The following is a 12,210-nucleotide window of genomic DNA, read 5'->3' as shown; positions in this document are numbered from 1 at the left end:
TCCTTAGTGTTTGAAATGACGAACGCCGGTCATTACCATTGTAATCCCGTATTCGTTTGCTTTCTTAATTGAGTCTTCATCTTTTACAGAGCCGCCCGGTTGGATAATTGCCGTGATGCCTGCTTTTGCTGCCGCTTCGACTGTATCGTCCATCGGGAAAAATGCGTCGGATGCAAGTGCTGCACCTTTTGCACGCTCGCCCGCTTGGGTAAGTGCAATATTCGCTGCACCAACACGGTTCATCTGCCCCGCACCAACGCCCAGCGTCATATGATCATCCGAAACAACAATCGCATTAGATTTCACATGTTTCACAACTGCCCAGCCAAGTTTCATCGCTTCCCACTCTGCTTCCGTCGGCTCACGGTCTGTCGCAACACGAATATCTGCATCAGCAAATCCGAATGCATCAGGTTCTTGCATTAATAATCCGCCTTCAACAGAAACTGTATTCCAGCTGTCCTTTTTGTTTTGCTCAAAAGAAATTGTGAGAAGACGAATGTTTTTCTTCTTCGTTAGAATTTCAATGGCATCTTCTGTGAAAGATGGCGCAATGATAATTTCAAGGAATATCCCTGATAATTTCTCCGCAGTTGTCGCATCTACTTCACGGTTTAAGGCAATAATACCACCGAAAATGGACATTGGATCTGCTTCGTATGCTTTATTAAAAGCGTCGAAGATTGTTTCACCAGTACCAACACCGCATGGATTCATATGTTTAACAGCTACTGCCGCGGCAATATCAAATTCTTTAACAATTTGAATTGCAGCGTTCGCATCTTGAATATTATTGTACGAAAGTTCTTTACCGTGTAACTGGTCTGCATACGCAATTGAGAAGTCCGAACCAAGTGGACGACTGTAAAACGCTGCTTTTTGATGCGGATTTTCACCGTAACGAAGTGGTTGTTTTAATTCGTATGTATAAGTCACTTGTTCCGGGAATTCTTCTCCTGCAAGATCTGTTAAGAAACTTGCAATCAGTGCATCATAAGCCGCTGTGTGACGGAAAACTTTCGCCGCAAGACGTCTGCGCGTTTCGTTCGTCGTTTTGCCGTCTGCCTTTATTTCTTCAAGAACTTGCTCGTAATCAGTTGCATCGACAATCACCGTTACATATGCATGGTTTTTCGCAGATGCGCGCAGCATTGCTGGGCCGCCGATATCGATATTTTCAATTGCATCTTCAGTCGAAACATCTGGTTTTGAAATTGTTTCTTTGAACGGATACAAGTTAACACAAACGATATCAATCGGCTGAATTCCGTGCTCTTTCATTTGTGCTTGATGAGCAGGATCATCTTGTTTTGCAAGTAATCCACCGTGAATTAGTGGGTTAAGCGTCTTCACGCGTCCTTCCATAATTTCAGGGAATCCCGTCACTTCGTCAACAGCTGTTACTGCAACGCCGTTGTCCGCCAAATGTTTCATCGTTCCACCTGTAGATAATAATTCATAGCCGAGACTTTCTAGCGCTTTTGCAAATTCCAAAATCCCGCTTTTGTCCGACACGCTTAGCAGTGCACGTTTTTTCACGAATAAAACCCTCCGTTTTGTATAAAATTAGTAGTTTTAAAATTTGCTTGCAAGTCGTGACTTATGACGCATCCTATTTCACGACCGACTGAACAATTCACTCAATGTATCTTTATATAAGAAATGTTCAACAGCGTGAATGGCTTCGGCCGTCTTTTCAACATCCCCGTCAACAACTTCCACTGCATGTTGCGCGAGAATCGGTCCGGTATCCATTCCTTCATCGACAAGATGAACGGTAACTCCTGTAACTTTTACACCATGTTCAATCGCCTGTTCGATAGCATCTTTTCCAGGAAAAGAAGGCAGAAGCGAAGGATGAATATTGACGATTCGCGATGAGTAGGCAGCGAGAAGCGTGTGCCCAACAAGCCGCATATAGCCTGCTAGCACAAGCCATTCCGCCCCTGCTTCATGAAGTACGTCGAGAATAGCTGTTTCATATGATTCTCTAGACGTGTATTCTTTAGGACGAAACGCTGCCACTGGAATACCGGCTTTTTGCGCGCGTTCTACGATATACGCCTCAGGCTTATTCGTCACAACTAAAGCAATTTCTGCAGATAATTCACCGTTTCTGCAGGCTTCTTCGATTGCTGCAAAATTACTTCCGCTCCCAGAAGCGAATACAGCAATTTTTGTTTTCCGTGTCATTAAGCTAAGCTCCCGTCATGCTCGCCGTTAAACACGACGCCTTCTCCTGCAATCACACGACCAATTTTGAACGCTTTTTCACCATGTTCCATTGCGATTTGTAATGCCTTTTCAGCATCTTCTGCAGGTAAAGCAATGACAAATCCAATGCCCATATTAAATACGCTATATAGATCTTTATCAGAAAGAGCGCCTTTTTCTTTTAGCATTTTAAACACTGGCAAAGATTCCCACGAACCAAGTTCAACCTCTGCTGCAAGTCCATCAGGTAACATACGTGGAAGGTTTTCAAAGAACCCACCGCCCGTAATATGTCCCATTGAATGGATTTCAAGTTGTTTATGCATATCCATTACAGGCTTTGCGTAGATTTTCGTTGGTTCAAGAAGCGCATTCCCAACCGTTCCAAGTTCTTCATACCCTGCGATTAAGCTATCAATTTCATAACCTTCATCTTCAAGGACAATTTTACGAACGAGTGAAAATCCGTTCGAGTGAATCCCACTTGAAGCAATCCCAACTAATACATCGCCCGCGACTACTTTATCGCCTGTTACAACATCACTTTTTTCACAAGCGCCAACTGCAAAACCGGCAAGATCGTATTCATTTTCGTCGTAAAGTCCAGGCATCTCAGCCGTTTCTCCACCGATCAATGCTGCACCCGACTGAACACAGCCGTCCGCAATCCCTTTTACAATGTCTTCAACTTTTTCAGGTACTGCTTTTCCAAGCGCAATATAATCAAGGAAGTATAACGGCTCCGCACCTTGTGCCACGATATCATTCACACACATCGCGACACAATCAATACCGATTGTATCGTGTTTATCAGCCATAAAAGCTAATTTCAATTTCGTACCAACACCGTCTGTACCGGAGATTAGTACCGGCTCTTTAAAATCAAGTGCCGACAAATCGAACATTCCGCCGAAGCCGCCAAAAGTACCTGCGACTCCTTTTCGACCCGTGCGCGCAACATGGGATTTCATACGCTCAACCGATTCATAACCCGCTTCAATATTGACTCCCGCTTTTTCATAAGCATTCGACATGGAAAAGCCCCCTATCTAACAAATTCTTTTTCGTGTGGCAAAACTGTATTTGAATATATTTCAGTCGGATACTCGCCCGTAAAGCACGCCAGACATTGCCCGCAATTTTTCGTATTATCCGGTCGCCCAATCGATTCGAGCATGCCTTCCGGGGATAAAAATGTTAGCGAATCCGCTTCTATTAATTCACGAATTTCTTCAATCGAACGATTTGTCGCGATCAATTCTGAATCCGTACTAATATCAACACCGTAAAAACATGGACTAACAAGCGGAGGCGATGCAATCACAACATGGACTTCTGTAGCCCCAGCTTCTTTTAATAACTTCACAATTCGTCTTGATGTTGTCCCGCGTACAATCGAATCATCTACCATAACAACCCGTTTTCCATTCACAACTTGTCGCACTGGAGAAAGCTTCATTTTGACACCTTGTTCGCGTAACTCCTGTGACGGTTGAATAAATGTACGACCTACATAACGGCTTTTGATTAATCCAAGTTCATACGGAATTCCACTTTCCTCAGAAAAACCAATCGCCGCAGAAATACTTGAATCTGGTACACCTGTAACGACATCCGCTTCAATTTTCACTTCACGTGCAAGCTGTTTACCACAACGTTTTCGCGCCGAGTGAATATTAATACCATCAATATCTGAATCCGGCCGTGCAAAATAAACATATTCCATCGAGCACATCGCTGAATCAGCGGCTGGCGCGAACCGTTCCGAATGAAGACCCTTATCATTAATAATAATGAGTTCTCCTGGTTCAACGGAACGAACACTTTCCGCACCAATAATATCAAACGCACATGTTTCAGACGCAACTACCCACGCATCCCCAATTTTCCCAAGTGACAAAGGACGAAGACCATTCGGATCCTGTGCAATCATTAATCCATCTTCAGTCAAAATGACAAACGCAAAGGCACCTTTTAACATGGCAAGTGCTTTTTTCACGCGGTCCCGTTGTCTAGGCGACCCATTACTTCTTTTAATTAAATGAGCGAGTACTTCTGTATCTGAATTCGTTTGAAAAATACTCCCTTGGCGTTCCAGATGCTCTCGAAGTTCTGCTGCATTCACAATATTCCCGTTATGTGCAACCGATAGACTGCCCGTCGTTGAACGAAAAACAAGTGGTTGAACATTTTCAATTCCACGTCCGTTCTCCGATGAATATCGCACTTGCCCTATTGCTGCGTTTCCCGTCAAGGTGGTTATTTCATCGCCGGAAAACACTTCATTGACAAGTCCTTCGCCTTTGTGAACATGAAGGCCTTTGCTATCCTTTGTAACAATGCCGGCGCCTTCTTGGCCACGGTGTTGCAATGCGTGTAGACCATAATAACTGATCTGCGCTGCATCTTCGTGACCCCAAACACCAAACACGCCGCACTCTTCGTTTAAACCTCTGAGTTCAGCAAGCATTGTATGGCCCCTCTCCAAGCAGATCGGAACTCTTCAACCGTTCCGTCAATTAGTACTGTATCTTCTCCGTTAATCACAATTCGATCAGTATCAGTAACAACACCAATTTTCACCGAATCTTGTACTGCAGCTTCAAACGCTTCAATATTTTCTTTCTTAACTGAAACAAGGAAACGTGATTGTGATTCACTGAATAAAGCAGTGACAGCCGCCCCAGATATTGTTACATCCACACCAAGTCCCTCAGCTCCGAATGCTTTTTCACATAGCGCTATCGCAAATCCACCTTCTGACAAGTCTGTAGCTGATTCAACGAGATTACTTTGAATGGCAGATAAAAGTTCTTTTTGTCGATAAGCTTCAACATCTAAATCAATGGAAGGAGCTTGTCCTGAAATTTTACCTTCTTGCATTTGTTGGAGTTCACTACCACCAAAATCAAGCTTAGTTTCTCCTATCGCATATATTACATCACCCGATTGTTTAAATTCAGTCGTCGTAACGTGAGATAGATCATGGACTAAACCAACCATCCCTATTGTTGGCGTTGGGTAAATTGCAACACCGTTCACTTCATTTGACATGGATACGTTCCCACTGATAACTGGTGCATTTAACTTAATACATGCTTCTGATATTCCAGCTGCTGATTGCTCAAACTGCCAGAATACTTCAGGCTTATCAGGATTTCCGAAATTCAAGCAATCGGTAATCGCAATCGGTTCTGCACCTGATGAAATAATATTTCTAGCTGCTTCAGCCACTGCAATTTTTCCACCCGTTTCTGGATCAAGATAAACATAACGCGAGTTGCAATCGGATGTCATAGCTAGTCCTTTGTTTGTACCATCAACCCGAATTACGCCTGCAGATGAACCAGGTGCAACTACTGTGTTTCGACGAACATGCGTATCAAACTGGTTATAAACCCATTCTTTCGACGCAATCGTTGGACGTTGTAAAAGTGCTTTTAATGTTTCGCCTAAATCGTCAACCACTGGTTCAGACATTTCCATCGCTTGGAATTCTCTGAAGTAATCTGGTTCTGCTGATTCTTTATAGTAAACCGGAGCATCTTCAGCAAGGGCGTCCGCTGATACTTCTGCTACTACTTCACCGTTATGGAGTAATCGGAGCATTTTATCATCCGTAACTGTCCCAACCGAAACGGCTTCAACACCAAATTTAGCAAAGAGATCTATCACTTCTTGTTCGCGACCTTTTTTCACAACCATTAACATACGTTCTTGAGATTCTGAGAGCATCATTTCATATGCCGTCATTCCCTCTTCACGCTGAGGGATAAGGTCCAAATTCATCTCGACACCGTATCCAGCACTAGATGCCATTTCAGCGGATGCAGAAGAAAGTCCAGCTGCTCCCATATCTTGTATTCCGATGAGTGCATCTGATTTAACAAGTTCAAGACATGCGTCCATCACAAGTTTCTCAAGGAACGGATCCCCTGCTTGCATGACTGGTACCTCGCCGTCTTCTTCTACTGTTAATTCGGAAGAGGACATTGTCGCACCGTGAATTCCGTCACGACCTGTCTTCGCCCCTGCGTACATGACCGTATTGCCAACACCTGCGGCAACACCTTTTTGAATATCTTCATGATTTAAAAGACCAACAGCCATTGCATTTACAAGTGGACGTTTTGAATAGCAATTATCAAATTGAACTTCCCCTGCAATTGTTGGAATGCCGATACCATTTCCGTAACTCGCAATACCTGCAACTGCTTCTTTAAATAAGAAACGATCACGTTCATCTGATAAATCGCCTAAACGCAGTGAATTTACGAGTGCAACTGGACGTGCACCCATTGAAAATACATCACGTAAAACCCCGCCAGCACCAGTTGCTGCACCGATAAATGGTTCAATCGCGGACGGTGAGTTATGTGATTCCATTTTAAAGACTGCTGCTTGGTTATCGCCAATATCAACAATTCCTGCACCTTCACCAGGACCTTGAAGAACGCGTTCGCCTGTTGTTGGAAACTTCTTTAGAACTGGCTTTGAACTTTTATATGAACAGTGTTCGGACCAGAGAGCCGAAAACAACCCTGTTTCAGTATAGTTGGGTAAACGCCCCATGCTTTTTATTGCAAGTTCGAATTCTTCATCAGACATTCCCATTTGACGATACAATTTTTCATCTTGAATTTGCTTTGCACTTGGTTCATGATTGGCTGACATTGTTTTCATTCCACCCTTTCAAAATCGACTTGAATAGAGGTAATCCGTCGGTACCACCGAGAATTTCTTCAATTGCACGCTCAGGTAATGGTAGGATTCCAAACACATTGCCTCGCTTGTTTAAAACACCTGCAATTTTTGCCGTGCTCCCACTATCGTTGTCGTCTTGATATGTAAACGCGACTTGTCTATTTTCATTTAGCTCAGCTAATTTTTCATCATCGACATAGTAATTTCCGTATGCTTGCGCAAAAGGAAGCGTAATTTCTTGACCTTGTTCGTATTCTGATGTAAAAACCGTTTCGTTGTTTTGTACAATTAGTTTTGCATGACCCGATTTAAACAGCAGTTCTTTATTTTGAAGAAAGGCACCAGGTAAAAGATGCAGTTCTGTTAAGATTTGAAAACCGTTCCCTACACCCAAAATAGGCTTATTCGTTTCAGCAAATTCCAATAAACTGCTAATGGCAGGTGAACCTTTAGCAAGCGCACCTGGACGAAGATAATCTCCATATGATGAGCCACCCGGAATAATGACTCCATCATAACCACCTAAATCTGCTTCCGTATGCCAAACATAATCTGCTTTTTCACCGAGTACTTCATTTATCGCGTGGTGCATATCAACGTCGCAACTTGAACCAGGAAAAACAAGAATAGCAAACTTCATTGGATTCAAGCCTCCTCAATTTCATAACGATAATCTTCAATCACTTTATTAATCAGAAGCTTGTCGCACATCTCTTTCACACGCGCATCAATATCAGTTGTTGTCTCATCAAGTTTAAGTTCGATTAGTTTACCGATTCTAACACTTCCTACCTCAGTAAAGCCCATAGATTTTAGTGCATCTGTAGTTGCAATACCTTGTGGATCAACAACACTTTCGCGAAGTGTTACATATACATTTACTTTTGTCATGTTAGTTCCTCCTGAATGAAGTTTAATTTACTTTGATAAATTTCTTTATGACCAAATACCAGCCATTTCTATTTCTTTAAGTGTTGATTCAATGCTATCCGTCATAATCGTAATATGCCCCATCTTACGACTCAATTTCGCTTCTGCTTTACCATATAAATGAATTGACCAATTAGGGTACTTATGAACAACCTGATTTAAAGGTTCGACATGCTCTCCAAGTAAATTGACCATGATACACGGTTCCCATAGCTTTGGTTTTCTTAACGGCCAACCGCAAATCGCTCGAATATGCTGATGAAACTGCGATACATTACAAGCCTCTATCGAATAGTGCCCTGAATTATGTGGTCTTGGCGCTAATTCATTAATAATAATTTCACCATCTTTTAACACGAACATCTCTACCGCTAGCGTACCGATCATATCTAAGTGATTCGCAATTTGAGTGGCTGCTTCTTCAGCTTTGACCAAAACACTTTCATCTACCCGTGCTGGCACAATTGACTCATGCAAGATATGGTTCATATGAATATTTTCAGCAACTGGCAAGCAGTACGATTCGCCAGCGGCATTACGCTGAATAATAACTGAAATTTCTTTTTCAAATGGAACAAATGCCTCCGCTATACAAGGGGAGTTTTGAAATAAAGACTCTGCTTCACTTATATCTTCCAGTGAATTCAATTTAACTTGACCTTTACCGTCATAGCCACCTAATGCAGTTTTAACAATACATGGAAAACCTATTTTTTCAATTTCAGCTTTTAATTCTTCGAAGTTTTCAGCTGTAATATAGTTGGCAACTGGTGCACCAGATGCTGTTATTTCCGCTTTTTCGTTTATGCGATTTTGTGTAATTCGAACGAGTTCAGCCCCTTGTGGTACATAGGTTGCCTCACTTAACTGTTTTAAGCCTTCATAATCAATATTTTCAAATTCATACGTAATTACATCACTTACTTGCGCAAGTTCTTGTAATGCGTCTACATCATTATACGGGGCAACAATTCGAAAATCTGCAATTTGTCCACACGGAGAATCCTCGGTTGGATCTAGTACCGCAATTTTGAAACCCGCCTCTTTAGCGGCTAATCCCATCATGCGCCCAAGTTGTCCACCGCCAATAATTCCAATAACTTTCCCTGGTAATATTGTTTTCAAACTAAATCACCACTGCTTTCTAGTGCCATTTCCTTCATTTTCAATCGACGTTCATCTATACGTTTCATTAACTCTTCATCTGTAATGCCAAGTATTTGAGCGGCAAGAAGACCAGCGTTCGTTGCACCTGCTTTTCCGATAGAAACTGTCGCAACCGGAACACCGCCCGGCATTTGTACAATTGAAAGCAGAGAATCCATGCCATTAAGAGCCTTAGACTGTACCGGTACACCAATTACTGGGAGCAAAGTTTTAGCTGCGACCATCCCTGGTAAATGCGCAGCTCCGCCTGCACCAGCAATGATTACCGACAATCCTCTTTCTACAGCTTGTTCTGCATATTCAAACATATAATCTGGAGTTCTATGCGCTGAAACAACTTTCTTTTCATATGAAACTTCAAGTTCATCTAAAATTTCACACGCATGTCTCATCGTTTCCCAATCACTTTTACTGCCCATAATAACGCCAATTTTAGGATCCACTATCAATCTGCTCCTTTAAGATAAAAGTAAAAACTTCAGCTAATTTACTCAAAAAAAACCTCGAACAAGCCGCTTTTCACTAAACATGAAAAGAGACTCATTCGAGGATATATAATATGCGTTAAGATGACTGTACTCATTCATACGGACACACACCTCTCGCTACTATTTCTCAAAAGTCGCTTTCCCGCATAGTCCAGACATTAAGGTGTCTTGGTAGAAACACTGAAGCCAATTCCTCAGTATATATGGGGATTCTCTATTACCTTAACCATTTTATCAGTAAAACCCGTATTCGTCAACGTAAAAACGAACATTTAATTCGTTCAGTTGTTAATCGTTCGCCTTTTCATTTCAAAGCACCTTTAAACTTTATTACCTGACGATACGGGACAATTTCTCCATTTAGATTTGTAAAAATAGGTTCTTCCTTTTTAGCAACAACTGTATATCCTTCTTGCTCCATCCTTTTCAGGCATGAATCGATTGTCTCATTTTCAGCAACTTCAAACCACTTAAATTTCTGTTGTTTCATTTAAACAATTTACCTCTCTTAATTGACTTTACCCAGAATCCGCCGTGAATCGCTTTCGGTTCATAAGAAATGATAAATGCTTTCGGATCTAATTCTTTAATAACCGTATAAAGTTTTAGTTCATATTTACGCGGCGTCAAAATTTGAAGGGCAGATCGGTTACCTTCTAAACCATTTGCTGACCAGTCTGTTACACCATATCCTTGCTCTCTGAGCATTTTCGGCAGAAGTTTATCTACGTCTTTTGTAATGACATTAACTGTTATATAACCTAATGCCATCTTCTCTTCGATTTTCGTTCCAATAATCACGCCACAACCATAACCGACGGCATAAGCAATTAGATTTTGAACCTCGTTGAGATTGTCTAAGACTAAACCAAGACCGACTACATAAACTACTACTTCAACCATACTTACACTAGCTGCAATATACCTATACCCTTTTAACGTTAAAATCATGCGAACCGTAAAAAATGTTACATAGACAATATTAATCGCAAAAATAATCAAAACCATTTGCAACGCAAGCACCTCTTTCTTTCTCAAGTTAGCACAGTTGGAAAATCACCATTGCTGGGTTTTCAGGATGAAAGTCTTCATTCTGCTTACACCATAATAGTTAATCCATCCAACTGTAACCTGATTAATCTTTTTAATGATTTCCAAGACTGTACCGGGTCGTTTGCGGATTGTTAATTTCCTCAGTTTATTTTAAAACGTTGTTTCGCCGACTTGCTTGGTCGGCATTCAACTTTCCCATGAGGTTTTGAATATTGAACCCTAGAAACGTTGCCAGGGTTGCACCACGGACTTTACTCTTTTCCTGGTGAATAGAGAGCTGTAAATCGTTTTCGATGAAGCGGGTGACGCTTTCCATCACTCGTTCTCCCGCACGTTTACTTTTGACATAGATGACAAAGTCATCCGCATACCGGATAAAACGATACTCTCTCTTTTCCAGTTCTCTGTCTAACTTATTCAAGTAGACATTTGCAAGCATCGGAGATAGAGATATCTTTATCAAGAATTCCTGAGCAAAGAAATTTCCAGACCAGTTTCAGAACAACCTTATCTGAGATGAACTCCTCCAAGTACGCATGTACTCTTTGATGATGTATCGTATCGAAATAACTCTTTAGGTCACAATCCACCACAACTCGGTATCCTTCTTGGTAGAATTGCTCTGCCAATTTTATGGCTTGATAAGCACTCCTACCTTTTCGGAAACCAAAACTGTTCTTTGAGAATTCCGGGTCAATGATTGGTTCAATGACCTGTAGAATAGCTTGTTGCACCACTCTATCCAGTACTGTCGGGAGTCCCAAGTTTCTTTTAGACCCATCTGATTTAGGTATGGCAACTCGCTTGACTGGCTGGGGTTGGTACGTACCATCCCTCAACTTTCTTTTTAATGATTGAAAGTATTTTTTCCATATGTCCTTTTAATTGATAGACGGTAATGGCGTCAATCCCAGGGGCACCTTTGTTACTTCTCACTTTCCTATATGCACTCCAAAGATTTCCGTCTCCAATAACTTTATCGATTAAGTTGATACCATCCTGTTCTTTCATATCCATGTCGACATCCCTACGCACTCCTATATACCCTTCGGTTTTCAACCTATCTCTCCATAGTCAGCCATCTTTGGGTTTTTACCACGATGTTTTCTGCGTTTCGGCGGTGATGTCTACACCTCCCTGTTTTCCAAGATTTAAGATTGTTCCACCCTTCATTTCCGTAAGGAAACTACTATGGCTTCTACTGACTTCTCACGATAGATCTTATTTCAACCGAATTTCACTCGTCCGTGAGACCTCCCCGGGTAAGAGCTATAACCTTCATCCCATGTAACTGCTGTATTTACTGTATGGAACTTGTGCAGTATTGGACTTCGTTATGTTAGGCAAACTCATCCATTCCAATTCAGCCTTATATACAGTTTCTGTCCGTCAGTTCGGGATTTCGCCGCCGGCTTTCCTTCAGATTCCACCTCACGGTGGACACCCTTGCCTTAAGCTAACAGTTCCTACTGCCAAGTCTGTAGTGGACTTTCACCACCAAGTTATAGCCCATGCCGGGCACACCTAAAGAAAGACCATTACCTAACTGGTAATGGTCTTTTGCTGGCAAACAATTACCTTTGAATGAACCTCCCGCCACTTAAAACGTACCGTTTTGAAGTGGGGGTTTCCTACTACATCAGCAAAAGTGTTC

The 12,210-nt window shown here is 41.9% G+C and carries 15 protein-coding genes and 1 riboswitch; all 15 genes read right to left on the bottom strand.

Annotation, left to right across the window (positions count from 1 at the left end):
- Window positions 1–3 precede the first annotated feature (3 nt).
- The 15 genes from purH to AC25Y1_RS13940 all read right to left on the bottom strand — a co-directional run bounded on the left by purH (window position 4) and on the right by AC25Y1_RS13940 (window position 11,573).
- Entirely contained in the window at window positions 4–1,539 is a 1,536-nt protein-coding gene (purH, locus tag AC25Y1_RS14010) for a bifunctional phosphoribosylaminoimidazolecarboxamide formyltransferase/IMP cyclohydrolase (RefSeq protein WP_488148614.1), read from the bottom strand.
- A 78-nt stretch (window positions 1,540–1,617) separates the two neighbouring features.
- Window positions 1,618–2,193 (bottom strand): phosphoribosylglycinamide formyltransferase, encoded by a 576-nt coding sequence (gene purN, locus AC25Y1_RS14005; protein WP_488148613.1) that lies wholly within the window; start codon window positions 2,191–2,193, stop codon window positions 1,618–1,620.
- Window positions 2,193–3,248: a phosphoribosylformylglycinamidine cyclo-ligase gene (purM, locus tag AC25Y1_RS14000; RefSeq protein ID WP_488148612.1), complete on the bottom strand. Its 1,056-nt coding sequence runs from the start codon at window positions 3,246–3,248 to the stop codon at window positions 2,193–2,195. The genes purN and purM overlap by 1 nt, the downstream gene beginning before the upstream one ends.
- Before the next feature lie 11 nt (window positions 3,249–3,259).
- Window positions 3,260–4,684: an amidophosphoribosyltransferase gene (purF, locus tag AC25Y1_RS13995; RefSeq protein WP_488148611.1), complete on the bottom strand. Its 1,425-nt coding sequence runs from the start codon at window positions 4,682–4,684 to the stop codon at window positions 3,260–3,262.
- On the bottom strand, window positions 4,660–6,888 hold the full coding sequence (purL, locus tag AC25Y1_RS13990) for a phosphoribosylformylglycinamidine synthase subunit PurL (RefSeq protein WP_488148698.1): 2,229 nt from the start codon (window positions 6,886–6,888) through the stop codon (window positions 4,660–4,662). The genes purF and purL overlap by 25 nt, the downstream gene beginning before the upstream one ends.
- Window positions 6,872–7,558 carry a phosphoribosylformylglycinamidine synthase subunit PurQ gene (gene purQ / locus AC25Y1_RS13985; protein WP_488148610.1) on the bottom strand — a complete coding sequence of 229 codons (687 nt, stop codon included), beginning with the start codon at window positions 7,556–7,558 and terminating at the stop codon, window positions 6,872–6,874. Before purQ ends, purL begins: the two co-directional genes overlap by 17 nt.
- Window positions 7,559–7,563: 5 nt before the next feature.
- Window positions 7,564–7,809, bottom strand: coding sequence for a phosphoribosylformylglycinamidine synthase subunit PurS (gene purS, locus AC25Y1_RS13980; RefSeq protein WP_488148609.1), 246 nt, complete (start codon window positions 7,807–7,809; stop codon window positions 7,564–7,566).
- 45 nt (window positions 7,810–7,854) lie between these two features.
- Entirely contained in the window at window positions 7,855–8,973 is a 1,119-nt protein-coding gene (gene purK / locus AC25Y1_RS13975; RefSeq protein WP_488148608.1) for a 5-(carboxyamino)imidazole ribonucleotide synthase, read from the bottom strand.
- Window positions 8,970–9,458, bottom strand: coding sequence for a 5-(carboxyamino)imidazole ribonucleotide mutase (gene purE / locus AC25Y1_RS13970; protein WP_488148607.1), 489 nt, complete (start codon window positions 9,456–9,458; stop codon window positions 8,970–8,972). Before purE ends, purK begins: the two co-directional genes overlap by 4 nt.
- 172 nt (window positions 9,459–9,630) lie before the next feature.
- A riboswitch (purine riboswitch) is annotated at window positions 9,631–9,730 on the bottom strand.
- A gap of 77 nt (window positions 9,731–9,807) precedes the next feature.
- Window positions 9,808–9,993, bottom strand: a complete 186-nt coding sequence (locus AC25Y1_RS13965) for an NETI motif-containing protein (protein ID WP_488148606.1) — start codon at window positions 9,991–9,993, stop codon at window positions 9,808–9,810.
- Window positions 9,990–10,511 (bottom strand): DUF2179 domain-containing protein, encoded by a 522-nt coding sequence (locus tag AC25Y1_RS13960; RefSeq protein ID WP_488148697.1) that lies wholly within the window; start codon window positions 10,509–10,511, stop codon window positions 9,990–9,992. Before AC25Y1_RS13960 ends, AC25Y1_RS13965 begins: the two co-directional genes overlap by 4 nt.
- A gap of 48 nt (window positions 10,512–10,559) precedes the next feature.
- Window positions 10,560–10,700, bottom strand: coding sequence for a group II intron maturase-specific domain-containing protein (locus tag AC25Y1_RS13955; RefSeq protein WP_488148696.1), 141 nt, complete (start codon window positions 10,698–10,700; stop codon window positions 10,560–10,562).
- A 1-nt stretch (window position 10,701) separates the two neighbouring features.
- Window positions 10,702–10,977: a reverse transcriptase domain-containing protein gene (locus tag AC25Y1_RS13950; protein WP_488148605.1), complete on the bottom strand. Its 276-nt coding sequence runs from the start codon at window positions 10,975–10,977 to the stop codon at window positions 10,702–10,704.
- Window positions 10,970–11,293: a reverse transcriptase domain-containing protein gene (locus AC25Y1_RS13945; RefSeq protein WP_488148604.1), complete on the bottom strand. Its 324-nt coding sequence runs from the start codon at window positions 11,291–11,293 to the stop codon at window positions 10,970–10,972. Before AC25Y1_RS13945 ends, AC25Y1_RS13950 begins: the two co-directional genes overlap by 8 nt.
- Before the next feature lie 49 nt (window positions 11,294–11,342).
- Window positions 11,343–11,573, bottom strand: coding sequence for a hypothetical protein (locus tag AC25Y1_RS13940; protein ID WP_488148603.1), 231 nt, complete (start codon window positions 11,571–11,573; stop codon window positions 11,343–11,345).
- Window positions 11,574–12,210: the final 637 nt, after the last annotated feature.

The sequence above is a fragment of the Sporosarcina sp. Y1009 genome, from assembly GCF_057669865.1.
The sequence above is the reverse complement of the archived record's forward strand: the minus strand, read 5'-3'. Positions and strand labels throughout refer to the sequence as shown.